Source organism: Tepidicella baoligensis (assembly GCF_013432195.1).
Lineage (GTDB): Bacteria > Pseudomonadota > Gammaproteobacteria > Burkholderiales > Burkholderiaceae_C > Tepidicella > Tepidicella baoligensis.
Genome location: NZ_JACCDB010000002.1, coordinates 252,575 through 275,814 on the forward strand (window position 1 = coordinate 252,575; position 23,240 = coordinate 275,814).

Annotated in this window: 22 protein-coding genes; all 22 read right to left on the reverse strand. The window is 66.4% G+C overall.

The window, feature by feature from the left end; translation table 11 throughout:
• Window positions 1-2: 2 nt before the first annotated feature.
• The 22 genes from HZS63_RS04070 to HZS63_RS04175 all read right to left on the reverse strand — a co-directional run bounded on the left by HZS63_RS04070 (window position 3) and on the right by HZS63_RS04175 (window position 23,218).
• On the reverse strand, window positions 3-980 hold the full coding sequence (locus HZS63_RS04070) for a D-alanine--D-alanine ligase (RefSeq protein WP_180682765.1): 978 nt from the start codon (window positions 978-980) through the stop codon (window positions 3-5).
• Complete coding sequence (gene murC / locus HZS63_RS04075) at window positions 977-2,401, reverse strand: UDP-N-acetylmuramate--L-alanine ligase (protein ID WP_180682766.1); 1,425 nt, start codon at window positions 2,399-2,401, stop codon at window positions 977-979. The genes HZS63_RS04070 and murC overlap by 4 nt, the downstream gene beginning before the upstream one ends.
• A complete protein-coding gene (murG, locus tag HZS63_RS04080) occupies window positions 2,398-3,495 on the reverse strand; it encodes an undecaprenyldiphospho-muramoylpentapeptide beta-N-acetylglucosaminyltransferase (RefSeq protein WP_180682767.1) in 1,098 nt (365 codons plus the stop codon). The genes murC and murG overlap by 4 nt, the downstream gene beginning before the upstream one ends.
• Window positions 3,492-4,781 (reverse strand): putative lipid II flippase FtsW, encoded by a 1,290-nt coding sequence (gene ftsW / locus HZS63_RS04085; protein WP_180682768.1) that lies wholly within the window; start codon window positions 4,779-4,781, stop codon window positions 3,492-3,494. The genes murG and ftsW overlap by 4 nt, the downstream gene beginning before the upstream one ends.
• Window positions 4,778-6,337: a UDP-N-acetylmuramoyl-L-alanine--D-glutamate ligase gene (gene murD / locus HZS63_RS04090; RefSeq protein WP_180682769.1), complete on the reverse strand. Its 1,560-nt coding sequence runs from the start codon at window positions 6,335-6,337 to the stop codon at window positions 4,778-4,780. Before murD ends, ftsW begins: the two co-directional genes overlap by 4 nt.
• A complete protein-coding gene (mraY, locus tag HZS63_RS04095; RefSeq protein WP_180682770.1) occupies window positions 6,334-7,512 on the reverse strand; it encodes a phospho-N-acetylmuramoyl-pentapeptide-transferase in 1,179 nt (392 codons plus the stop codon). The genes murD and mraY overlap by 4 nt, the downstream gene beginning before the upstream one ends.
• Window positions 7,502-8,920 (reverse strand): UDP-N-acetylmuramoyl-tripeptide--D-alanyl-D-alanine ligase, encoded by a 1,419-nt coding sequence (locus HZS63_RS04100; protein WP_180682771.1) that lies wholly within the window; start codon window positions 8,918-8,920, stop codon window positions 7,502-7,504. Before HZS63_RS04100 ends, mraY begins: the two co-directional genes overlap by 11 nt.
• Window positions 8,917-10,449 carry a UDP-N-acetylmuramoyl-L-alanyl-D-glutamate--2,6-diaminopimelate ligase gene (locus HZS63_RS04105; protein WP_180682772.1) on the reverse strand — a complete coding sequence of 511 codons (1,533 nt, stop codon included), beginning with the start codon at window positions 10,447-10,449 and terminating at the stop codon, window positions 8,917-8,919. The genes HZS63_RS04100 and HZS63_RS04105 overlap by 4 nt, the downstream gene beginning before the upstream one ends.
• Window positions 10,449-12,179, reverse strand: coding sequence for a peptidoglycan D,D-transpeptidase FtsI family protein (locus HZS63_RS04110; protein WP_180682773.1), 1,731 nt, complete (start codon window positions 12,177-12,179; stop codon window positions 10,449-10,451). Before HZS63_RS04110 ends, HZS63_RS04105 begins: the two co-directional genes overlap by 1 nt.
• Entirely contained in the window at window positions 12,176-12,520 is a 345-nt protein-coding gene (ftsL, locus tag HZS63_RS04115; RefSeq protein WP_180682774.1) for a cell division protein FtsL, read from the reverse strand. The genes HZS63_RS04110 and ftsL overlap by 4 nt, the downstream gene beginning before the upstream one ends.
• Window positions 12,517-13,452 carry a 16S rRNA (cytosine(1402)-N(4))-methyltransferase RsmH gene (gene rsmH / locus HZS63_RS04120; protein ID WP_180682775.1) on the reverse strand — a complete coding sequence of 312 codons (936 nt, stop codon included), beginning with the start codon at window positions 13,450-13,452 and terminating at the stop codon, window positions 12,517-12,519. The genes ftsL and rsmH overlap by 4 nt, the downstream gene beginning before the upstream one ends.
• A 9-nt stretch (window positions 13,453-13,461) precedes the next feature.
• On the reverse strand, window positions 13,462-13,890 hold the full coding sequence (gene mraZ, locus HZS63_RS04125; protein WP_180682776.1) for a division/cell wall cluster transcriptional repressor MraZ: 429 nt from the start codon (window positions 13,888-13,890) through the stop codon (window positions 13,462-13,464).
• Window positions 13,891-14,137: 247 nt separating this feature from the next.
• Window positions 14,138-14,275, reverse strand: coding sequence for a hypothetical protein (locus tag HZS63_RS04130; RefSeq protein WP_180682777.1), 138 nt, complete (start codon window positions 14,273-14,275; stop codon window positions 14,138-14,140).
• Between the two features lie 49 nt (window positions 14,276-14,324).
• Window positions 14,325-14,852 (reverse strand): DUF4893 domain-containing protein, encoded by a 528-nt coding sequence (locus tag HZS63_RS04135; RefSeq protein ID WP_180682778.1) that lies wholly within the window; start codon window positions 14,850-14,852, stop codon window positions 14,325-14,327.
• Window positions 14,853-14,877: 25 nt separating this feature from the next.
• Window positions 14,878-15,762, reverse strand: a complete 885-nt coding sequence (locus tag HZS63_RS04140) for a class I SAM-dependent methyltransferase (protein ID WP_180682779.1) — start codon at window positions 15,760-15,762, stop codon at window positions 14,878-14,880.
• 115 nt (window positions 15,763-15,877) lie between these two features.
• On the reverse strand, window positions 15,878-17,206 hold the full coding sequence (hslU, locus tag HZS63_RS04145; protein WP_180682780.1) for an ATP-dependent protease ATPase subunit HslU: 1,329 nt from the start codon (window positions 17,204-17,206) through the stop codon (window positions 15,878-15,880).
• Window positions 17,207-17,208: 2 nt separating this feature from the next.
• The gene (gene hslV, locus HZS63_RS04150; RefSeq protein WP_180682781.1) at window positions 17,209-17,769 is read right to left on the reverse strand and encodes an ATP-dependent protease subunit HslV; all 561 of its coding nucleotides are present in this window, start codon (window positions 17,767-17,769) and stop codon (window positions 17,209-17,211) included.
• 2 nt (window positions 17,770-17,771) lie between these two features.
• Complete coding sequence (locus HZS63_RS04155; RefSeq protein WP_180682782.1) at window positions 17,772-19,466, reverse strand: STAS domain-containing protein; 1,695 nt, start codon at window positions 19,464-19,466, stop codon at window positions 17,772-17,774.
• 49 nt (window positions 19,467-19,515) lie between these two features.
• The gene (gene dksA / locus HZS63_RS04160; RefSeq protein WP_343039944.1) at window positions 19,516-20,259 is read right to left on the reverse strand and encodes an RNA polymerase-binding protein DksA; all 744 of its coding nucleotides are present in this window, start codon (window positions 20,257-20,259) and stop codon (window positions 19,516-19,518) included.
• A 146-nt stretch (window positions 20,260-20,405) separates the two neighbouring features.
• The gene (locus HZS63_RS04165; RefSeq protein WP_180682783.1) at window positions 20,406-21,473 is read right to left on the reverse strand and encodes a CobW family GTP-binding protein; all 1,068 of its coding nucleotides are present in this window, start codon (window positions 21,471-21,473) and stop codon (window positions 20,406-20,408) included.
• A 90-nt stretch (window positions 21,474-21,563) separates the two neighbouring features.
• Entirely contained in the window at window positions 21,564-22,748 is a 1,185-nt protein-coding gene (locus tag HZS63_RS04170) for a class I SAM-dependent rRNA methyltransferase (RefSeq protein ID WP_180682784.1), read from the reverse strand.
• A gap of 41 nt (window positions 22,749-22,789) precedes the next feature.
• Entirely contained in the window at window positions 22,790-23,218 is a 429-nt protein-coding gene (locus HZS63_RS04175) for a DsrE family protein (protein ID WP_180682785.1), read from the reverse strand.
• Window positions 23,219-23,240: the final 22 nt, after the last annotated feature.

Here is a 23,240-nt window from a genome sequence, read left to right on the forward strand (position 1 = left end):
GGTCAGCCCCGGCCTCCTGAGGGCAGTGGGTTGTCGAGAGCGGCGCTGGCCAGTACCTGCAGGCACAGCGCTTCATAATCCACGCCCACGGCACGGGCCGACATCGGCACCAGCGAATGGCCAGTCATGCCGGGAGAGGTGTTGATTTCCAGCAGATAGGGCTGGCGGGTGCGGGCGTCGATCATCACGTCGGCACGGGCCCAACCCCGGCAACCCAGGGTCCGATAGGCCTGGAGCACCAGGGCCTGAATGACGGCCTCCTCACCAGCCGGCAGGTCGCACGGCACGATGTACTGGGTGTCGTCGGTGAAGTACTTGTGCTCGTAGTCGTAGTTGCCGCCGGGCGCGACGATGCGGATCACCGGCAGGGCACGGGCTTGTGCGCCAGTGCCCAGCACCGGACAGGTGACTTCGTCGCCGCTGATGAACTGTTCGCACAGCACCTCGGGGTCATGCCGGGCGGCCAGCGCATAGGCCTCGGCGCACTGCGCAGCGTCGGTGACCTTGGTCAGGCCGATGGTGGACCCCTCGCGCGCGGGCTTGACGATCATCGGGGCGCCCAATGCGGTGAAAGCGGCTTCGGTCTCAGCGGCGCTGGCCACCTGCCGCCAGTCCGGCGTGGGCAGGCCTTCGGCACGCCAGATGCGCTTGGTCATCACCTTGTCCATGGAGACGCTGGACGCCAGCACACCCGGCCCGGTGTAGGGAATGCCCAGCAATTCGAGGGCGCCTTGCACCGTGCCGTCTTCGCCGAAGCGCCCATGCAGGGCGATGAAGGCCCGCTGGAAGCCCTCGCGCCGGAGTTCTCCCAGGTCCCGCTCGGCGGGGTCGAAGGCATGGGCGTCCACCCCCACACGCCGAAGGGCCTCCAGCACGCCGGTGCCCGACATGAGGGAGACCTCGCGCTCGGCGGAATGCCCGCCCATGAGCACGGCCACCTTGCCCAGGGCTTTCGGATCGATCGTTGTTGCTGCGCTCATGCGCTCACCTGCTTGTCTGCCCCGGCCGTCGCCAGAGCGATCACTTGACCTGCCACCGCACCGATGGAGCCGGCCCCCATGCACAGAACCACATCGCCGTCGCGGGCGTTGTCCAGAATGGCCTGCGGCATGGCGGCGATGTCATCCACGAACACCGGCTCCACCTTCCCGGCCACGCGCAACGCACGGGCCAGGGCCCGGCCGTCGGCTGCCACGATGGGCGCTTCGCCCGCTGCATAGACTTCGGACAGCAACACCGCATCGGCCTGGCCGATGACCTTGACGAAATCCTCGAAGCAGTCGCGCGTGCGGGTGTAGCGGTGCGGCTGAAAGGCCAGCACCAGGCGGCGCCCAGGAAAAGCCCCGCGTGCGGCGGACAAGGTGGCGGCCATTTCGACCGGGTGGTGGCCGTAATCGTCCACCACGGTGGCGGTGCCGCCAGTGGGAAGGGGCGCCTCGCCGTAGCGCTGGAAGCGCCGGCCCACCCCTTTGAAGTTGGCCAGCGCGTCGAGCACAGCGGCATCGGGCACGCCCAGCTCCACAGCCACGGCAATGGCCGCCAGCGCGTTGAGCACGTTGTGCTGGCCCGGCAGGTTCAGCACCACCTCCAGATCGGGCAAGCTCACCCCGTTGCGGCGCTGTACGCGGAAATGCATCTGGGTACCGATGGCGCGGATATCGAGCGCTCGCACCTGCGCGTCCTCGCTCACACCGTAGGTGGTGATGGGGCGCTGGATGTCGCCGAGCAGGCTGCGGATATTCGGATCGTCCACGCACACGATGGCAGCGCCGTAGAACGGCATGTGGTGCAGGAAATCGACGAACGCCTGCTTGAGCCGGCCAAAATCGTGGCCGTAGGTGTCCATGTGGTCGGCGTCGATGTTGGTGACGACGGCCATGACCGGCAGCAGGTTGAGGAAAGAGGCATCGGACTCGTCGGCCTCGACCACGATGTATTCGCCCGAGCCGAGCCGTGCATTGGCACCCGCGCTGTTGAGTCGCCCGCCGATGACGAAGGTGGGATCCAGTTCGGCGGCGGCCAGCACGCTGGCCACCAGGCTGGTGGTGGTGGTCTTGCCGTGGGTGCCGGCGATGGCGATGCCTTTTTTCATGCGCATCAGCTCGGCCAGCATGATGGCGCGCGGCACCACCGGCAGAAGCTTGGCGTGCGCGGCCGCCACCTCGGGGTTGTCGGCCGTGACGGCGGTGGAGGTGACGATGCAGTCGGCCCCCTCGATGTGGGCCGCGGCGTGGCCGATGTGGATGCGTGCTCCGAGCTGCTGCAAGCGCCGGGTGGTGGCGCTGTCGCTCAGGTCGCTGCCCGAAATGGTGTAGCCTTGGTTGAGCAGCACTTCGGCGATGCCGCTCATGCCTGCGCCACCGATACCGACGAAATGAATGTGGCGGATCGCGTGTTTCATACATGGCCTCCCGTTGAGGCTAGGGGATGTTGGGCCAGGTCGCGGCAGGCCCGCACAAGGGTAGGCACGGCCTCGGTTTGGGCCAGGGCGCGCGCCTTCTCGGCACGGGCCTGGAGGTCGCTGCGGGTCAAAGCCTGCAGCATGCTGGCCAGCCCCTGGGCCGTGAGTTCGGTTTGTGGCACCAGCCAGGCGGCACCCGCATCCACCAAGAAGCGGGCGTTGTGGGTCTGGTGATCGTCCACGGCGTGCGGGAAGGGCACGAAAATGGCCGCCGCTCCGACCGCGGCCAGCTCGGTGACGGTGCTGGCGCCGGCGCGCGTGATCACCACGTCCGCAGCGGCGAAGGCTGCCGCCGTGTCCTGGATGAAAGGCGTCAGGGTGGCCTCGACTCCGGCTTGTGCGTAGGCCGCCTGCAGGGCGCCGATCTGCTTCTCGCCGCTTTGGTGCGTCACGACCGGACGCCGCTCGGCAGGAATCAACGCCAGCGCCTGCGGGACGATGTCGTTCAAGGCCTTGGCCCCGAGGCTACCGCCCACCACCAGCACCTGGAGCGGGCCGGTGCGACCGGCAAAACGCTGCGCCGGTACAGGCTGCTGGAGGAATTCCGCACGCAACGGATTGCCGATCCACTCGCCCTTGGCCAGTGCCTGGGGGTAGGCGGTGAACACCCGGTCAGCGACTCTGGCCAACACCTTGTTGGCCATCCCGGCCACGGCGTTTTGCTCGTGCAGCACCAAGGGCTTGCCCGCCAATACCGCCATCATGCCGCCCGGGAAGGTGATGTAGCCGCCCAGGCCCAACACCACGTCGGGCTTCACACGCCGCACCACGGCCAGGCTCTGCCAGAAGGCCCGCAACAGGCGCACCGGCAACAGGGCCAGCGTGAGCAGACCCTTGCCACGCACGCCGCCAAATGCCACCGGTTCGAATGCAAAGCCGCGCGGCGTTACCAGCCGCTCCTCCATGCTGTCAGGCGCACCGAGCCAGTGCACGCGCCAACCCTCGGCGCGCAGGGCCTCGGCCACGGCCAGGCCGGGGAAGATGTGCCCACCGGTGCCACCGGCCATCACGAGCGCACAGGCAATCTTGCTCATACCCGGCCTCCGTGCATCAGCTTGCGGTTTTCATGGTCGATGCGCAGCACCACGGCCATGGCCACGATGTTCATGAGAATCGCCGATCCGCCATAGCTCATGAATGGCAGCGTCAGTCCCTTGGTGGGCAGGGTCCCCAGGTTCACGCCGATGTTGATGAACGCCTGAAAACCGATCCACAGGCCAATGCCCTGAGCCACCAGGCCGGCGAAGACCTGATCCAGCGCTATGGCCTGCCGCCCGATCTGCATGATGCGCCGAACCATCCACATGAACAGGGCGATCAGGATCAGCACCCCCACCAGCCCGAACTCCTCGCCGATGACGGCCAGCAGGAAATCGGTGTGGGCCTCGGGAAGCCAGTGCAGCTTCTCCACACTGCCCCCCAATCCCACACCGAACCATTCGCCGCGCCCGAGCGCAATCAGCGAGTGCGAGAGCTGATAGCCTTTGCCCAGAGCATGCTCGGCGCTGAACGGGTCCAGGTAGGCGAACACCCGTTCACGGCGCCAGGGTGAACTCAGGATCAGCAGGGCGAACACCGCCGTGAGCAGGCCAAAGATGAGGAAAAACATGCGCGCATTGACCCCTCCCAGGAACAGGATGCCCATGGCAATCACGGCGATCACGATGAAGGCGCCCATGTCGGGCTGCATCAGCAGCAGCAAGCCGGCGAGACCGAGCGCCACCCCCATGGGTGCCACCGCCCGGAAAAAGCGCTCCTTGACCTCCATGCGGCGCACCATGTAGCCTGCGGCATACATGACCATCGCGAGCTTGGCGAGCTCGGACGGCTGGAAATTCATCACGCCCAGGGGAATCCAGCGGCGGGCCCCGTTCACCCCTTTACCGATGAAGGGAATGAGCACGACCACCAGCAACACCAGTGCGCCGAAGAAAAGCCAGGGCGACCACTGCTCCCAGCGGCTCATGGGCACCTGAAAGGCGAGCAAGGCGGCCACGGCTCCGATGCAGATCGCGATCGCGTGGCGGAGCACGAAATGCTCGTGGCTGTAGTTGCGAAAACGCGGGTTGTCGGGCAGTGCGATGGACGCGGAATAGACCATCACCAGGCCCCAGCAGAGCAAGGCAACGATGACCCAGAGCAACGTCTGGTCAAAGCCCATCTCACGCACCACGGCGGTTCGGCCACGCGCGTAATCCCGGCTCGACAGCCGCACCGGCAGATCGCCCACCCAGTCACGGGCTGCGTCTTGGGCGGTGCGGACACTGCCCCACCAGCGGGTCAGGCGACTGAAGGGATGCAAGAGGCGTGGCTGGCTCATGCCGGTGTGCCCTCCTCGTGCTGCAACTCGCGCACGGTCTCGACGAACACGGCTGCGCGGTGGGCATAGTCGCGGAACATGTCGAGACTCGCGCAGGCGGGGGACAGCAGCACCGCGTCACCGGGCCGGGCCTGTCGGGCACACCAGCGCACGGCCTCGGGCAGGCTGGCCCAGTCGGACAGCGGCACGCCGGTGGGCGCCAGCACGGCGCGCAGCGCCGGAGCATCGCGTCCGATGAGTGCGACCGCACGCGCATGCCGGGCCACGGCCGCCGCGAGGGGTTCGAAGTCCTGCCCCTTGCCGTCGCCGCCCAGGATCACCACCAGTTTGCGCTCGGCCCCCAGCCCGTTGAGGGCCGCCAGCGTGGCCCCGACATTGGTGCCCTTGCTGTCGTCGATGTACTCCACTTCACCGACGATGCCCACCGGCTCGACCCGATGCGGCTCACCCCGGTAGTCGCGCAGACCGTGCAGCATGGGTGCCAAGGGAACTCCGGCCGCGGTGGCCAGGGCCAGCGCGGCCAGCGCGTTGCTGGCGTTGTGGCGGCCGCGGATGCGCAGGGCCTCCGCCGGCATCAGCCGTTGCAGGTAGGTTGCCTCTTCTTCGCCGGCGTGTCGGCCCTTGCGCCGTGTGTCGTCCACCGGCAGGGCCCGTACCAGCCAGGTCATGCCGTTGACCACCTCCAGCCCCCAGTCACCGGCGCGGCGAGGGCATTCGGTTCCAAAGGTCACACAGGGGCGCCCCGGCTCCGTGCGCGTGCGTGGGCCTTCCCGCACGGTCACGGGCTGGGGCTGCCAGCCCATGACCATCGGATCGTCGCGGTTGAGCACCATCAGGCCCGTTCGGCCAAAAATCCGGCGCTTGGCCTCGGCGTAGGCCGCCATGCTGCCGTGCCAGTCCAGGTGGTCCTGGCTGATGTTGAGCACGGTGGCGGCGGTGGGCTCGAAATCGTTCACGCCGTCGAGCTGGAAACTGGACAGTTCCAGGACCCAGGCCTGGGGCCAGGCGCCGGTTTGCAACGCCTGGCGCAATTCGTCGAGCAGGGTGGGGCCGATGTTGCCAGCCATCGCCACCGACCAGCCCGCCTCGCGCAACAGGTGGGCCGTGAGCGCGGTGGTCGTGGTCTTGCCGTTGGTGCCCGTGATGGCCAACACGGCGGGCCGATACGGTGCGGCATCGGGGGCGGTTTCTGCCGAAGGCTCGGCCAGCGCCCGCAAGGCCTGTGCAAACAGGCTCAGTTCGCCCACCACGGGCACGCCCACCGCAGCAGCGGCGGCTTGCAACCCCTCCATCTGGGCCGGGGCAATGCCGGGGCTGCGGCACACCAGCGCCCAGGGCTCGGCGGCAAACAGCGTCTCGTCGAAGCGAGCCTGCACCCGCCGCACGCCCGGCAACTCGGTATCCAGGGTGGATGCGTGAGGCGGCGCTTCGCGGGTATCGGCCACCGTCACACGGGCACCGGCCAGCGCGCACCAGCGCGCCATGGCCAGGCCGGAGGCGCCCAGCCCCAGCACCAGCACGTGGCGATCGTTGAGCGGCGGCAAGGCGTGTTTCATCGCAGTTTCAGGGTGGACAGGCCGATCAGGCACAACAGCATGGTGATGATCCAGAAGCGCACCACCACTTGGGTTTCGCGCCAGCCGGACTTCTCGAAGTGGTGATGCAACGGGGCCATCTTGAACAGGCGCCGGCCTTCGCCGTAGCGGCGCTTGGTGTACTTGAACCAGGTGACCTGCAGCATCACGGACACGGCCGAGGCCACGAAGATGCCGCCCATGATGGCCAGCACGATCTCCTGCCGCACGATGACCGCGATGGTGCCCAGCGCTGCGCCCAGCGCCAGCGCCCCGACGTCGCCCATGAACACCTGGGCCGGGTAGGCGTTGAACCAGAGGAAGGCCAGCCCAGCGCCGGCCATGGCGGCGCAGAAGATGAGCACCTCGCCCGTGCCCGGGATGTGCGGCAGCAGCAGGTAGCGCGCGAACACCGCATTGCCCGTGACATAGGCAAACACGCCCAGGGCCGACCCCACCATGACCACCGGCATGATGGCCAGGCCGTCCAGGCCGTCGGTGAGGTTGACGGCGTTGCTGGAGCCCACGATCACCAGGTAGGTGAGCAGCACGAACCCGAACACGCCCAAGGGGTAGCTCACCTCCTTGAAGAAGGGCACCATCAGGCCGGTCTGCTCGGGCAAATCGATGCTGAAACCCGACCGCACCCATTCCAGGAACAGGCGGAACACACGCTCGTTCGAGCCTTCGGAAATCGCAAACACCAGGTAGAACGCCGCCAGCAGGCCGATGACGGACTGCCAGAGATACTTTTCACGCGAACGCATGCCCTCCGGGTCCTTGTTGACCACCTTGCGCCAATCGTCCACCCAGCCGATCGCCCCGAAGCCAAGCATGACCGCGAGCACGATCCACACGAAGCGGTTACTCCAGTCGAACCACAGCAGGGTCGAGAGCGTGATCGCAAACAGCACCAATACACCCCCCATGGTGGGCGTGCCGCTCTTGCTCAAATGGGTCTGCATGGCGTAGCCGCGAATGGGCTGGCCGATCTTGAGCTCGGTGAGCCGGCGAATGAAGTAAGGCCCCGCCGCGATGCCGACCAGCAAGGCAGTCATCGCCGCCATCACGGCCCGAAACGTCAGGTACTGGAACACCCGCAGAAAACCGAACTCCGGGCCCAAGCCCTGCAGCCAGAGAGCCAGACTAAGCAGCATGCGATGCTCCTTCCTGTGTCGTGACGCAGCCACCAGCGCCCTGCAAGGCCTGCACCAGCCGCTCCATGCGCATGAAGCGCGAGCCTTTCACCAGTACGCTGCCCGCCGTTGGCAGCAAAGCAAGCGCATCCTCGATCAGGGGTTCGATGTCGCCGTAACTGCGCAACCGCCCGGCACCTTCATGCGCCAACCCGGCTGCGGCCTGCACCATCCACGCGCCGGTGACGAGCACATGCTCGATACCGCAGTCGAGGGCATGACGCAAGACCTCGTCGTGGAAGACCAATCCCTGGTCTCCCACTTCGCCCATGTCGCCCAACGCCAACACCCGCGGCGCTGGCAGCTCGGCCAGCACATCGATGGCGGCGCACACCGAATCCGGATTGGCGTTGTAGCTGTCGTCCACCAACGTGAGCGTGCGGTCATCGAGCGCGAGGGGCAAGGTCCGGGAACGCCCCGCCACTGCTTCGAAGCTCGACAACCCCCGAGCGATCGCTTGCGGTGCAATGCCCACGGCAAGTGCGCACGCCGTCGCAGCCAGGGCATTGCGCGCGTTGTGCCTGCCCGCCACCCGCACACGGGCTTGAAAGGCTCCCGCCGGAGAGGCGATCTCCAGCGACCAAGCCCCATCGACCCACACGGCCTGCTGCGCGAACACGTCGGCTTGCTGGTCGGCGTCGCTGAAGGTCAACACCTTGCGACCCGCCGCCAGCTCCCGCCACAGGCCGCTGTAGGCATCCCCCGCTGGAAACACCGCCACGCCCTCGGCCGGCAGCGCGTCGAAAGCGCTGGCGTTTTCCCGCGCCACCGCCTCCACCGACGCCATGAACTCCTGGTGCTCGCGCTGCGCGTTGTTGACCAGCACGACGCTGGGCTGGACCATGGCAGCCAATGCAGCGATTTCGCCTGGATGGTTCATCCCGAGTTCGAGCACGGCCAGCCGGTGCGACGGCCGCAGACGCAACAGGGTCAGGGGCACGCCGATATCGTTGTTGAAGTTCCCTTGCGTCGCCAATGCGGCATCCCCCACCGCCGCACGCAGGATGGCGGTAATCATCTGGGTGACGGTGGTTTTGCCGTTGCTGCCCGTGACCGCCACCAGTGGCAAATGGAATTGCCTGCGCCAGATCGCAGCCAGTTCACCCAGGGCACGCCGGGCGTCCGGCACCTCGACCCCCCCCAGACCGGCTTGGCCGAGCCCGCGCTCGGCCACGGCGCCCACCGCACCGGCTGCCTTGGCCTGGACCAACAAGTCGTTCGCGTCGAAACGCTCGCCTCGCAGGGCCACGAACAGGTCTCCGGGACGCAGGCTGCGGGTGTCGGTATGCACCCGCTCGATGGGCGCCGTCAGGCTGCCCATCACACGGGCACCCGAGAGCAACGGCAACAGTTCAGCCAAGGTGTTCATGCGGCTCCTCCCTGCTGCGACTGCCAGCGGGCCTGCAGCGCCTGACGGCCCTGGACCACGTCGGAAAACGGGCGCTTTTCCCCCGCCACCTCCTGGTAATCTTCATGCCCTTTGCCGGCAAGCAGGATCACATCCCGCGCATCGGCCATGTTGACCGCCTCCCGGATCGCCTCGGCACGGTCCGGCTCCACGATCGCGCGCACGGGCTCGGTGAGCCCGGCTTGCATGTCGAAGAGGATCTGCAACGGGTCTTCACTGCGCGGGTTGTCGCTGGTCAGCACCAGTCGTGCCGCCTCGCGCTCGGCCGCAGCGGCCATCAGCGGGCGCTTGCCGCGATCACGATCCCCGCCGCAGCCGAATACGCACCACAGACGACCACCCCGGTGCGCCGCCAGCGGCTGCAGGGCACGCAGCGCTTTTTCGAGCGCATCGGGGGTGTGGGCGTAGTCCACCAGCACCAGAGGCAGATCGGCAGGCCCATCGGCCCAGGCCGCGTGCATGCGACCGGGTACCGCCGTCAGGGCATGGCTGGCCTGGGCCGCGTCGGCCAGCGACACCCCCCCCGAACGCAGCACCGCCAATGCACACAGCAGGTTGGACAGGTTGTAGTCACCCACCACACCCAGCGCCATGGCCACGCGCTCGCCCGAAGGCTGCTCCTCGACCACGAAATGCAAACCGGTGGCCGTCCAGGCACGCTCGGCCACGCGCAAGCTGGCGCCACGATGCCCGGGCGCTGCCTCGTCCACGGACACGGTCCAGAGCGTCATGGCGGGCGTGCGAGCGGCCAGTTCATCGGCCAGCGACCGGCCATGCGCATCGTCCAGGTTCACCACGGCCACCTGCAGACCAGGCCAGTCGAACAACGCGCGCTTGGCCGCCCAGTAGGCTTCCATGGTGCCGTGGTAGTCGAGATGGTCCTGACTCAGGTTGGTGAACACCGCCGTGTGCAGGTGCGTGCCGTTCAAGCGGCCTTCCTCGATCCCAATGGAAGAGGCCTCCATCACCACGGTGCGCCGACCTTCGTCGACGAAGCGTTTGAGCAGCGCCTGCAAGGTCATCGGATCGGGCGTGGTGAACCCGGTGGGCTGCAACGCCTCATGGGGTACGCCGGCCCCGAGCGTACCGATCAGGGCCGCCGGATGGCCCACGGCGGACAACCACTGGGCGCACCACCAGGCGGTGGACGTCTTGCCGTTGGTGCCGGTCACGGCCACGGTTCGAAGGCGTCGTGAGGGATGGTCAGCGAACTCCGCTGCGATCTCGCCGGCCCAACCTTTGAGGCCGGCAAAGGCGGCGATGCGGTCGTCGGTGAAACCCCACAACTCGGCGCCTTCGGCTTCGATCAGGCACGCAGTGGCTCCGGCCCTCAAACTCGCGTTGACAAAACGCCTCCCATCCTGCCCGCTGCCGGGCCAGGCCACGAATGCGTCGCCCGCCTGCAGTTGCCGACTGTCGCACACCAGACGCCGCGCCTGGTGCTCCTTCAGCCATGCGGCTGCCTCGGCGGCATGGGTCAGGTGCCTCATCAAAAGGGCTCCTCCACGACTTCGGCCACGATGTGGGGCTGTACGCTCATATCTGGCTCCACACCCAGCACCCGCAGCGTTTGCTGGACCGTGGCACTGAACACCGGAGCGGCGACCACGCCGCCGAAATAATGGCCATTGCTGGGTTCGTCGATCATGACGGCCACCACCACCCGTGGCGACTCGACCGGAGCGAAGCCCACGAAAAAACTGCGATAGCGACGTGCCGCATACCCCTTGCCCTCCTGCACCCGGGCGGTACCCGTCTTGCCACCGACCGAATACCCGACGGTCTGCGCGCGTTGGGCCGTCCCGCCGGGGCCAGTGGCCATTTCCAGCATGCGACGCACCGCGAGCGCATGGCGTTCGCTGAACACCGGCACGCCTTTGGCCTTCTCGTCGCTGCGCAACAAGGTCACGGGCACCAGCTCACCATCGCGCGCGAACACGGTATAGGCCTGCGCCAACTGAAACAGCGAGGTGGACAGGCCATAGCCGTAGCTCATGGTCGCCTGCTCCACCGGGCGCCAGGATTTGTAAGCCCGCAACCGTCCGCTGACCGCTCCGGGAAACGGCACCTGCGGCTTTTGACCAAAACCCGCCTGCACATAGGTCTCCCACATGTCGCGTGCGGGCATCTGCATCGCCAACCGTACCGTGCCCACGTTGCTGGATTTCTGGATCACCTGGTTGACCGTCAGAGGTCCGTAGTCCTTCACGTCGCTGATGGTGAACCCGCCCATGGTCATGCGCCCGGCACTGGTATCGACCACGGTATCTGGCTTGACCAGCCCGCGCTCCAGTGCCAGGGCGACGATGAAAGGCTTCACCGTGGAGCCCGGCTCGAAGGTGTCGGTCAGGGCGCGGTTACGCAATTGCTCCCCGCTGAGGTTGCGCCGCAGGTTGGGGTTGTAGCTCGGGTAGTTGGCCAGCGCCAGCACTTCGCCAGTGACCGCGTCCAGCACCACGATGCTGCCTCCCTTGGCCTTGTGCTCCCGAACCGCATCGCGCAAGCGCTCGTAGGCGAAGAACTGGATCTTGCTGTCGATGGACAGCTGGATATCCTGCCCATCGACCGGAGGAATGGCCTCCCGCACGTCCTCGATCACGCGCCCCAGACGGTCGCGGATCACCCGGCGCGAGCCCGGCCGGCCCGACAAGCGCTCGTTGAACGCCAGCTCGATCCCTTCCTGGCCGACATCCTCCACGTTGGTGAACCCCACCACATGGGCGGCCGCCTCCCCTTCGGGGTACTGGCGCTTGTATTCCTTGCGCAGATACACGCCGCGTATGCCCAGGTCGCGCACCTGCAGTGCCACGGGTTCATCCACCTGTCGCCGCATCCACACGAAGGTGGGGTGGGCATCGAGCCGGCGATTCAGCTCGGTCATCGACATGCCCAACAGCCGGGCCATCTCGGGCAGCTTGGGATGGCTGCGGTCGACGTCCTCCGGAATCGCCCAGACGCTTTGCGCCACCACGCTGGTGGCCAGGATCAACCCATTTCGGTCCAACACGCGCCCCCGGTTGGCCGGCAATTCCAGCGTGCGGGCGAAACGCACTTCGCCCTGGCGCTGGTAGAACTCGTTGCCGAACACTTGCACATAGGCGGCACGCCCCGCCAGTCCCAGAAACGCCAACGCAAAACCCGCCACGATGAGCCGGCTGCGCCAGACTGGCGTGGCACTGGTCAACAAGGGGCTGGAGCCGTAGGCGATGCCGCGCCTCATGGACGCCCCTCCACCGCCGGCGCGGGCCCAAGCAGACGCTGCACCTGCCCGGCCGCAGCCCCATCGGTGCCGCCTTGGGCCGGCAAATGCACGTACTCGGTGATGCCAGGATGGGCGGGACGCATCTGCAATTGACTGACGGCCAATTGCTGCACGCGAGCCGGTGTGGCTTGGGCCCGCTTCTGCACCACGAGCTGTTCATGATCTGCCGCCAGCCGGTCAGCCACCGAACGGGCACGCTCCATGGCGACATAGAGCCGGCGCGACTCGTACTGCAGGTGCACGAGGTAGAACGCACTGGCCAGCACCGCCAACAGCAACACGAGATTGAGCCGGGTCATGCCACCCCCTCCGCAGCAGCCGTGGTGCGGCAGGCCACACGCATGACCGCGCTGCGCGCACGCGGGTTCGCGCTCACCTCGTCATCCGAAGGCATGACCCGGCCCACCTGCTCCAACGCCATGGCTGGAGGCTGCGCAAACGGCGCGCGACGGTCGTAGACCGCTTTCGAATGGCGCACCATGAACTGCTTGGTGATGCGGTCTTCCAGGGAATGGAAGCTGATCACCACCAACCAGCCCCCCGGCTTGAGCACCCGCAGACTGGCATTCAACGCTTGTTGCAGCTCCTCAAGCTCGGCGTTGATGAAAATCCGAAGAGCCTGAAATGTGCGCGTTGCAGGGTCCTTGCCCGGCTCGCGGGTTTTGACCGCGCCAGCCACGACTTCGGCCAGCTCGGCGGTGGTTCGAACAGGGCCCCGTTCCTGTCGGCGACGATCAATCGCCTTTGCAATCTGTTGAGCAAACCGTTCTTCGCCGTATTCACGAATCACCTCCGCCATCTGGGCAATGTCGGCCTCGGCCAGCCACTCGGCCACGCTCATGCCCCGGGTGGGGTCCATGCGCATGTCCAGCGGCCCGTCGTGCCGGAAGGAAAAACCCCGCTTGGGGTCGTCGAGTTGGGGGGAACTCACCCCGAGGTCCATCAGGATGCCGTCGGCACTGGCGGGAGCCAGCTCCCCCAGCGCCTTGAAACCCTCGTGGCGCACGCTCAGCCTGGGGTCAGCGGCGGCCATCTCGCGCGCCACCGCCACCGCCTGCGGGTCCTTGTCGAACACCGTCAACCGGCCCGCCGCCGACAGGCGCGACAAGATGAGCCGCGAATGCCCGCCACGACCGAACGTCGCGTCGATGTAGTGACCGTCTGGTTGGATGTGAAGGGCATCGACCGCTTCGTTCAACAAGACGGTGCAATGTGTGTAAGACGCTTGCACCGCCGGGCCTCAGAAAGAAAAGTCCTTGAGGGCGTCGGGCAGCTCGCCCTGCATGGCCTCGGCCTCCTGGGCCGCGTACGCCTCCGCGTCCCAGAGCTCGAAATGGTTGCCCATGCCCAGCAGGATGGCCTCTTTGGTGAGTCCGGCAGCGGCACGCAGCTCCGGCGAGATCAGCACCCGCCCGTTGGCGTCCATCTCGCAATCCATGGCGTTACCCAGGAAGATGCGCTTCCACCACTGGGCCGACATGGGCAGGGCCGCGATGCGCTCACGGAATTTTTCCCATTCGTTGCGGGGAAACACCATCAGACAGCCATGAGGGTGCTTGGTGACGGTGAGTTGGCCGCCTGCCGTGGCGCTCAGGACGTCGCGATGCCGGGTCGGCACTGAGAGCCGACCCTTGGCATCGAGACTGAGAGAGGAAGCACCTTGGAACACGATCGTCAGGCCTTGAAACCCACTTTTCACCACTTAATGACACTTTTTTCCACTGTATCACCAAAATGGGCGCCTGCACACCACCGCACCGCTTTTTTTCGAATGGAATCAAAGACTTAGAGCCCGAATCGAAGGCCGAATCAAGGCAAAAACCCTCAATAAATAAAGACTTAGGGTTTAATGTGGAAGTGATTTCTAAGCTTGATCCGACCTGCCGCCCACGCGAGCGACACCGGCACACCAGGCCTCAAGGATTGGCCGGATCGCCGAACGAGGAAGAGCCGCCATCCGGGGCAGCCGGTGGCGAGAGCTCACGGCTCAGCGCGCGGTTCATCTTCGCAAAGAGTTTGAGCTTTCGGGTGGCATCACGCAGGTGCTCGGCCATGCGTTGGGACATGGCCCACGACAACCCAAAGCGGCTCTCCAGCAGGGGTTCAGCGGCGCAGTTCGAGGATTTCCAGCGTCACGTCTGGGCGGGGTCGAGGGAACTCCAACCGCAAGCGATCAGGCAGTGGGCTCACCACGACGGCCACTTGGCGCTGGGCGTCATCGACATAGATCATGTCACGGTCGCTGCGGGGATGCAGCCGCCCATGGCTGCGCCATGCCCCGCCCAACTTCTCCAGCCGCAAGCCCATCGCATCTTCGGTGATCCGGCAGTCGTACCAGGGGAACAGCGTCACGGGCCGCGCCTGCGCAAGCCGCACGGTCCGACACTTCCAGGCGCCGCTCAGATCCTCACCCAGCAGCACGCGCGGATGCCCGTCCAGCACATGGGCCAGTTCATCGAGGGCCTCCTGGGAGGCGTGCAGGTTGGCATGGGAAACGGCGTGGGCTCGATGCGTCTCCCACGCATCGAGGCGGGCCTGCTCGGCCGGCGTCAGACGAAGCGGGGCTTCGGCCCAGGCTGTCGCCCAAGCCGCGAAGCCCAAAACGAGAGCAGCGAGCACGGGTTGGCTCACGAAACATCCTCCTGTGCTTGAACGATCAACGGGGCCCGACCGTCAGCGCCACCAAAGAGTAGAGGGGCGCGCCGAACCAGGGCATGCACAGCATCTCGGCGGCCCAGCCCATCCAGCCGTAGCATTCGGAGACGCTGCGCGACTCGGCGAGTCTCAGACGCGGATGGACGGCCAGAAGTTCATCGGTTTGCCGCAATCCCCAACGAAATTCGGCGCCCGTGGGGCCCACGCTGAGGCTGTGCCGTGCTTGGCCCACGCCCAGATGAGAGATGGCATCCAGCACGAAAACGGACCCCGGCGGAGCGTGCGCCGCATACTCGGCCACGATGGCTTGCGCCTGTGCCGGCGGCAAGTACATCAGCACGCCCTCGCAGATGAGGAACAGCGGCGTCTCTGCATCGAAAGCCGGCAGGCGCAGCGTGTCCCACCAACCGGGGCGCGACAGATCCACCTCGGCGTTGATCCGCCGGTCGCGGGCCGGGGGCAGCAGGGCAGCGCGCAATGCACACACCTCGGGCAAATCGGCATCGATCCAGCGGTTCGCTCCGTTGTCCAGCCACTGGAAGTAGTGTGAAAGTCCACACCCCAGGGCAACGCCGGTGGCGGCAGGGTATTGCTGGAAAAATGCTTCGGCCCACGCCTTGATCACGCGGGTGCGCCACAGTACGTTGAGCACCGCGACCCGATCCTGCAACAGCGGGGCACAGTCCACGCCCAGACAATCGAGCAGATGCCGGGCCTGCGTGTCCGCGCATTCGAGCCAAGGGTACAGCTGCGCACCGTAGGCCCGGGCGGCCAGCGGAATCAACAGGGTGCCGGGAACGGCCTCCAACCGGGTCTGTCGCACCCGGCAGTCGGGCAAAACCGCGCCCGGTAGACAGTGGGTTCGGCCACAGGATCTGATCGACATCGTTATCACGTCCTCCGCTCGACGGGCCGTCTCCCGCCACGTGACTCAACGCTAGCACGCAACAGCCCCCGGGTACATCGGGTTAACCCTCCGGGGATGCGAACAGCGGCCTCGATCAGAGGATGTAGCGCGACAAGTCCTCGTTCTGGCTCAGCGCCGACAGGCGGGCATCGACGTAGGCGGCATCCACCGTCACCGTCTGCCCGCTGAGCTTGACAGCGTCGAAGCTGACCTCATCGAGCAGGTGCTCCATCACCGTGGAGAGGCGGCGCGCGCCGATGTTCTCGGTGCGCTCGTTCACCTCGTGGGCGATCTGCGCCAGACGGGTGATGCCTTCGGGCGTGAAGGTCACGGTCACGCCTTCGGTCGCCAGCAGCGCCTGGTATTGGCGCACCAGACTGGCGTGCGTCTGCGTGAGGATGGCCTCGAAGTCGGCCACGGAGAGGGATTGCAGTTCGACCCGGATCGGGAAACGCCCCTGTAGCTCGGGAATCAGGTCGCTGGGCTTGCTCAGGTGGAACGCCCCGCTGGCAATGAACAGGATGTGGTCGGTCTTGATCGGGCCGTACTTGGTGGACACCGTGGTGCCCTCGACCAGCGGCAGCAGGTCGCGCTGCACCCCCTGGCGCGACACCTCGCCGGTGCTCTGGCCTTCGCTGCGGCTGGTGACCTTGTCGATCTCGTCGATGAAGACGATGCCATTCTGCTCGGCGTTGTGGATGGCCTGCAGCTTGATCTCTTCCTCGTTGACCAGCTTGGCGGCCTCCTCGTCGATCAGCAGCTGGCGCGCCTCCGCGATCTTGAGCTTGCGCGTCTTGCGCTTGGCACCACCGAGCTGCGAGAACATGCCACGCAACTGCTCGGCCATCTCTTCCATGCCGGGCGGGGTCATCACCTCCAGATGGGGTTGCATGGCGGAGACCTCGATCTCGATCTCCTTGTCGTCCAGCTGGCCTTCGCGCAGCTTCTTGCGGAACACCTGGCGGGCGGTGCTGTCGCGGTCCACCTCGCCGTCGCCCAGGCGCGGTGGCGGTATCAGCGCATCCAGGATGCGCTCTTCGGCGGCGTCCTCGGCGCGGGCGCGCACCTTGGCCGACGCCTGTTCGCGCGTCTGCTTCACGGCCATGTCCACCAGGTCACGAATGATGCTGTCCACGTCCTTGCCGACGTAGCCGACCTCGGTGAACTTGGTCGCCTCGACCTTGATGAAGGGCGCATTGGCCAGCTTGGCCAGGCGGCGCGCGATCTCGGTCTTGCCCACGCCAGTGGGGCCGATCATGAGGATGTTCTTGGGCGTGATCTCGGGGCGGAGTTTTTCGTCCACCTGCTGGCGACGCCAACGGTTGCGCAGCGCAATGGCCACGGCGCGCTTGGCCTGTGTCTGGCCGATGATGTGGGCGTCCAGCTCGGAGACGATTTCCTGGGGGGTCATGGCAGACGACATGCTTACAGGACCTCGATGGTGTGGTTCATGTTGGTGTAGATGCACAGCTCGCCCGCAATGGCGAGGGATTGGCGGACAATGGTTTCAGCGTCGAGATCGGTGTGATCGACCAGCGCCTTGGCCGCCGACTGGGCGTAGGCGCCACCCGAGCCGATGGCCACGATGCCGTGCTCGGGCTCCAGCACGTCGCCGTTGCCGGTGATGATCAGGCTGGCGGTCTTGTCGGCCACGGCCAGCATGGCCTCCAGGCGGCGCAGCACCCGGTCGGTGCGCCAGTCCTTGGTGAGCTCGATGGCGGCCCGCACCAGATGGCCCTGGTGCTTTTCCAGCTTGGCTTCGAAGCGCTCGAACAGCGTGAAGGCATCAGCGGTGGCGCCGGCAAACCCGGCCAGCACCTGCCCGTGGTAGAGCTTGCGCACCTTGCGCGCCGTGCCTTTGACGACGATGTTGCCGAGCGTGACCTGGCCGTCACCGCCGATGGCCACCTGCACACCCTGCGGCGTGACGCGGCGCACGCAGACGATGGTGGTGCCGTAAAAAAGGGAAGAGTCCTTGTGTTCCATGTTCAGTATTGTCGCAGGCGCACGCTGACCGCCTCGTCAATACCCACCACACGGAAAAACGCCGCCAGCAGGCGGCTGACGCCCCGCAGCTCCACCTGCACCCCCTTGGTCATGGCGGCCATGAGCCACTGCATCAAGGTGCTGGCGGCCGGCAAATCGAGGCGATCCAGCCACTGACAATCCACCGCGAAGACCTTGCCGGGCGCATGCCCCTGCAGCGCCGCGTCCAGGGCAGCCAGGGCCTCGGGCATATCGCCCTGTAGGGTGCCGGCCAGTTGCACGGCCGCACCGGAAACGGACGGCAAGGTGGTCGGCCATTCCGAGGACACCTGCGTGGGCGCCGGGGGAAACATCGTCTCGCTACCGAGCATGGTGGTGGCCACGGCGGGCCATTCATGCACATCGAGGCCGGGCGGCGGGCTCGGCAGGCTGTCCACCGCCTCGAAGCCACACCTCGGCTGCGACCATTTGGGGGGCAACACCCCATAGGTGACGCAGTAATCCAGCGCGGCGAGGTCGAATTCGTCGCGCCGTCGCATCAACCTCAGCAGGGCCAAGCGCAAGAGCCACCAGACCGGATCGTTTTCCCGCCGACCCGAGGGGGTGCTGGCCTTGAGGCGGCGCCGCAGCACCGCTGCCCCCAGAAAGCGAAACTCGATCGGACGCATCAACCAGCCATCGACCGCTTGGCAGAGCGCCCGTGCCGCCGGCAAATCGGCGGACAGCAGTCCCGCCCAGTCGATCCATTTGACCGCTCCCGGCTCGGCGATGACGCGCTCCAACTCCGCCACCGCCGCTTCGTCGAGGAACATCGGACAGGTCCAACACCCGCCGCTGCCGCTGTGCCCCGCCGACACCGGCGCAGGCTCCGACACCTGAGAGGGTGGCATGGCCATGGGCCAACGCGGCACCGGCACCCCGAAGCGTTCGGCGAACTCGGCCGCGAACTCTTCGAACGCTTCGAAGTCGCGGCGGGCATGAAACAGGTCCAGCAGCGCCAACCCTGCCACACGGGCGGTGAGTGATCGCACCTCCTGGGCCATCAACGCACGCAGACCTTGCTCGGCACGCTCCATCTCGCCGTTGGCGAACAAAACGGCCGCTTGCGCGATCGCCGGATGGGCCAACGCCTCCATGAGGTCGGCACCGGGTGCGTTGGGGTCGCTGGCCACCACGTCGATGGGGATGCTTTCCGCATCCAGAAGCTCCACCCGGGCACCGAGATGAGCAGGCTGCGTCACCCCACCTTCCAGACGGGCCGGGATGGTGGTGCCACTGCCGATGTGTAGGCCACCAGGCTCGCCCTGCCGGCGTCGTCGCAGCCAGTTCTGGGACATCTGCTGCTCGATGCGGGCGATCTGCTCGATGGTCCGGTGCTTGTCCGCATCACCGGACGATGCCTGCTGGAACGAGGACGGCAGGACCGATGCGCCCTGCCCGCTCGCCCCCGTGCCACCGGATGATGCAACGGACGGCATCTGACGTCGCGCCTGCAAGACCGCGCGCAGGTGGTTCAATTCCTGGTGGCGGACCTTGTCGTTGCGGCGCTTGCGCAGGATCGCCGCCTTCAGCGCCTCGCGCTCCTCGTGGACGCCCCGCACGCGCTGGTCGAGTTCACCCCAGTCCAGCGTCGGATGGCGCACCAAGCGCGCCAGCCTGGACAGCAGCCCGGAGGAACCCGTTTCTCCTTTGCCCATGGCGATTCGGCCCGGTGCGACTGGCATCGCTCCCGGGCTCGACCTCGTCTCAGTCGCCGAACAGCTTCTGCTTGAGCTCGCGACGCTGCTGCGCCTCGATGGACAGGCTGGCCGTGGGTCGGGCCAGCAGCCGGCCCACGCCGATGGGCTCGCCGGTCTCGTCACAGTAGCCGTAGTCACCTGAGTCGATCCGCGCGATGGACTGCTCGATCTTTTTGAGCAGCTTGCGCTCGCGGTCACGGGTGCGCAGCTCGAGCGCGTGTTCCTCTTCGATGGTGGCACGGTCGGCCGGATCGGGCACCACGACGGTTTCCTCACGCAGGTGCTCGGTGGTCTCGCCCGCGTTGATGAGGATGTCGCGCTTGAGTTGTTCCAACTTGCGCCGGAAGTAGGCAAGCTGCACCTCGTTCATGTACTCGCTGTCGGGCATGGCCAGGACGTCGGCGTCCGTCAACTGATCCACCGGCTTGGTTTTCCAGTTGTTGGCCAGCTTGGGGTCCTTTTTGATGGGGGCGGGAGAGATCGGTGTCATGTCACGCTCTTGGGACGGGGTGAAGGTGGCCTTGGCCGCGTCGGGGTGGTGGGAGGGAGCAACGGACTGACTCATCTGCGCCTGCATGGCAGCACGCTCGGCGCGCTTGTTGACGGCCGCGACCTTCACCTCGCTGCCAGCTCGCAAGGCGGACGTCTTGACCGGGGCAGCCTGCGCGTCAGCCGCCTTGCTGGAACGGGCTGGGCTCTTGCCAGCGGCTGTGCGCTGGGTCGCGGGAGGCGACTTGGCTGTGTCTTTCACGACGATACTCCTCTCTGAGGCCGCCGAGGCGGCCGTGATGGATCCCGCGAGCCCCATCTTGCTTGAAGTTGTCGTGGGTTGCAAGGGGACGTAGGATCCGGACGCGGCCGATTGTACGTCCTGCCGGGCACGGGGTCAGCGCGGGGTCAGGCCAGCGACTGTTCCAGGCCCTGGATCAGGATGTCGCGCGGCAGGTCGATGCCGATGAACACCATCTTGCTCTGTCGCGCCTCGCCAGGCTTCCACTCGGGCCCCAGATCGGATCCCATGAGCTGGTGCACCCCTTGGAAGATGACCTTGCGCTCGGTCCCTTTCATGTGCAGCACACCCTTGTAGCGCAGCAGCTTCGGGCCATAGACCTGGACGATCGCACCCAGGAAGTCTTCCAGCTTGAGCGGGTCGAACGGCCGATCGGCACGATAGACGAAGCTCTTCACATCATCGTCGTGATGGTGATGATGCCCGTGGGCATGGTCGTGGTGGTGCCCTTCGTGTGCACAGTGACCGTGGTCATGGTCGCAGTGGCTGTGATCGTGGTGATCGTGCCCATGCTCGTCGGCCTTGAGGAAGTCCGGGTCGATGTCGAGCTTGGCGTTGAGGTTGAAGCCGCGCAGATCGAGCACCTGGCTCAGAGGCACCGCGCCGAAATGCGCGGTCTCGACCGGCGCGCGCGGGTTCATGTGCTTGAGCCGGTGCATGAGTGCGTCCAGCTCGTTGGCGTCGACCAGGTCGGCCTTGCTGATGAAGATCTGGTCTGCAAACCCCACCTGACGCTGCGCCTCCAAACGATGGTCGAGCTGCTGCATCGCGTGTTTGGCGTCCACCAGCGTGATGATGGAGTCCAGCAGAAAGCTTTCGGCCACTTCGTCGTCCATGAAGAAGGTCTGAGCCACCGGGCCGGGATCGGCCAGGCCGGTGGTCTCGATGATCACGCGCTCGAAATCCAGCGCGCCCTTGCGCTTCTTGGCGGCCAGTGTCGACAGCGTGCTGCGCAGGTCCTCGCGGATGGTGCAGCAGATGCAGCCGTTGCTCATCTGGATGATCTGCTCTTCGGTGTCGGCCACGAGGATGTCGTTGTCGATGTTCTCTTCGCCGAACTCGTTTTCGATGACGGCAATCTTCTGGCCGTGGGCCTCGCTGAGGACGCGCTTGAGCAGCGTGGTTTTGCCGGAACCCAGGAAACCGGTGAGGATGGTGGCGGGGATAAGGGCCATGATAGAGGGGAAATCAGATCGGTCAAACAACATCGCGGGGCCTTTGAGCCCCGCTCACGCACAGTGTAGTGCGGCTGTCAAGGGCTTGCTTCAGCGGCGCCGCACCACCACCAGACCCTTGAGGTATTCGCCCTCGGGAAAGGCCAGCGCCACCGGGTGGTCGGCAGCCCCGCCCTGACGCTGCACGATGGCCGCGTCCACCCCGGCGTCGAACGCCGCACCGGCCACGATTTTCTGGAACAGCTCCACCCCGATGCCCCCGGAGCAGGAGTAGGTGAACAGCACCCCGCCGGGGCGCAGCAACTGGAGGGCCAGGCGGTTCAGGTCTTTGTAGGCACGAGCGGCACGCTCGGCGTGTGCCACGGTGGGCGCCAGCTTGGGTGGGTCGAGCACGATGGCATCGAACGTTCGGCCCTCGGCCTGGAAGCGGCGCAGGCTGGCATTGACGTCGGCGTCCAGAAAGGTGCAGCGCGACAGGTCGAACCCGTTGAGGGCCACGTTGGCCCGCGCCTGCTCCAGCGCCGGGCCGGAAGAATCGATGGAGGTCACATGCCGGGCCCCGCCAGCCAGCGCGGCCACGGTGAACCCACCGGTGTAGCTGAAGCCATTCAACACCTCGCCCAGGCCCAGGCGGCGCACCCAGTCGGCGCAGTCGCGCCGGCTGTCGCGCTGGTCGAGGTAGTAACCGGTCTTGTGCCCCGAGGCCACGTCCAGCCCCAGGCGCCAGCCGTGCTCCTGTATCGTCAGCGCTGTCTCGCCAGTGCCGCGCAGCCAGCCGGTGACTTCGGGCAGCCCCTCCCGCGCGCGGGCGCTCGCATCCGAGCGTTCGTACAGGCGCTGCAGCCCCGTGATCTCCAGCAAGGCATCGGCCAGCACCGGCTTCCAGCGCTCGGGGCCGCAACTGGTGAACTGGGCCACCAGCGTATCGCCGTAACGGTCCACCACCAGGCCCGGCAACCCGTCCGACTCGCCATGAACCAGCCGGACGCCGTTGCTGGGTAGCCGCCACATGTCCCGCAAACCGATGGCCTGGCGCAAGCGCTCGCGCAGGAAAGCCGCGTCGATGCGCTGGGCCTGCTCGAAGCTCCACACCCGCACGCGGATGCGTGAAGCAGGCGAGTACGCGCCCCAGGCGAGAAAGGTGCCGTCGTGGCTTTCGACGCGCACCGTCTCGCCCGGGTCGGCTCCGCCTTTGGCGATGGCGCCGTCGAATACCCAGGGGTGGTGCCGCAGCAAGGATTTTTCCTTACCCGGCTTGAGTCGGATGGTTTTCATGGGGCGCTATTGTGACGGCGCGCCCTCATGCATTCATGTGTTCAGGGGCGCAGGTACACGAAGCCTTCTTTGGCCTGCAACCGAGCCACCTCGGCCACGCCGGAGGGCACGATTTTCGCTTCCATTGTTATCTTCGCCGGATCGAGCTTGCGACTGACCAGGGTGTTGTTGCACACCAGGAACTGCACACCTTTGGCGGACAAATCGGCAATCGCGCCCGCGAAAGGCTGGTCGGCCTGGTTGGCGGCTCCCTCAATGAGGAAATCGATGCCCAGGCCGTGGGTGACCACCACGATCTTGGCCGTGGGGTCCGCCGCCAGGTGGTTGCGGATGTTGTTCAGCCCGCGTGTGGCCTGAGGAATGCCTTCGCTCATGTGATAGACCACTTTCACCGGTTCGCTGGCGTGCACCGATGCACTGAACATCACACTCAGCAACAGGGTTTTCAGGGCTGTGATCCAGGCTTTCATGAGAGGCTCCTCGGTTTTCTAT

Coding starts and splice junctions, on each gene's coding strand:
- HZS63_RS04070 (WP_180682765.1), bottom strand. CDS start 980: ATGAGCGCAGCAACAACGATCGATCCGAAAGCCCTGGGCAAGGTGGCC.
- murC (WP_180682766.1), bottom strand. CDS start 2,401: ATGAAACACGCGATCCGCCACATTCATTTCGTCGGTATCGGTGGCGCA.
- murG (WP_180682767.1), bottom strand. CDS start 3,495: ATGAGCAAGATTGCCTGTGCGCTCGTGATGGCCGGTGGCACCGGTGGG.
- ftsW (WP_180682768.1), bottom strand. CDS start 4,781: ATGAGCCAGCCACGCCTCTTGCATCCCTTCAGTCGCCTGACCCGCTGG.
- murD (WP_180682769.1), bottom strand. CDS start 6,337: ATGAAACACGCCTTGCCGCCGCTCAACGATCGCCACGTGCTGGTGCTG.
- mraY (WP_180682770.1), bottom strand. CDS start 7,512: ATGCTGCTTAGTCTGGCTCTCTGGCTGCAGGGCTTGGGCCCGGAGTTC.
- HZS63_RS04100 (WP_180682771.1), bottom strand. CDS start 8,920: ATGAACACCTTGGCTGAACTGTTGCCGTTGCTCTCGGGTGCCCGTGTG.
- HZS63_RS04105 (WP_180682772.1), bottom strand. CDS start 10,449: ATGAGGCACCTGACCCATGCCGCCGAGGCAGCCGCATGGCTGAAGGAG.
- HZS63_RS04110 (WP_180682773.1), bottom strand. CDS start 12,179: ATGAGGCGCGGCATCGCCTACGGCTCCAGCCCCTTGTTGACCAGTGCC.
- ftsL (WP_180682774.1), bottom strand. CDS start 12,520: ATGACCCGGCTCAATCTCGTGTTGCTGTTGGCGGTGCTGGCCAGTGCG.
- HZS63_RS04130 (WP_180682777.1), bottom strand. CDS start 14,275: ATGGCCGAGCACCTGCGTGATGCCACCCGAAAGCTCAAACTCTTTGCG.
- HZS63_RS04140 (WP_180682779.1), bottom strand. CDS start 15,762: ATGTCGATCAGATCCTGTGGCCGAACCCACTGTCTACCGGGCGCGGTT.
- hslU (WP_180682780.1), bottom strand. CDS start 17,206: ATGTCGTCTGCCATGACCCCCCAGGAAATCGTCTCCGAGCTGGACGCC.
- hslV (WP_180682781.1), bottom strand. CDS start 17,769: ATGGAACACAAGGACTCTTCCCTTTTTTACGGCACCACCATCGTCTGC.
- HZS63_RS04155 (WP_180682782.1), bottom strand. CDS start 19,466: ATGGGCAAAGGAGAAACGGGTTCCTCCGGGCTGCTGTCCAGGCTGGCG.
- HZS63_RS04165 (WP_180682783.1), bottom strand. CDS start 21,473: ATGGCCCTTATCCCCGCCACCATCCTCACCGGTTTCCTGGGTTCCGGC.
- HZS63_RS04170 (WP_180682784.1), bottom strand. CDS start 22,748: ATGAAAACCATCCGACTCAAGCCGGGTAAGGAAAAATCCTTGCTGCGG.
- HZS63_RS04175 (WP_180682785.1), bottom strand. CDS start 23,218: ATGAAAGCCTGGATCACAGCCCTGAAAACCCTGTTGCTGAGTGTGATG.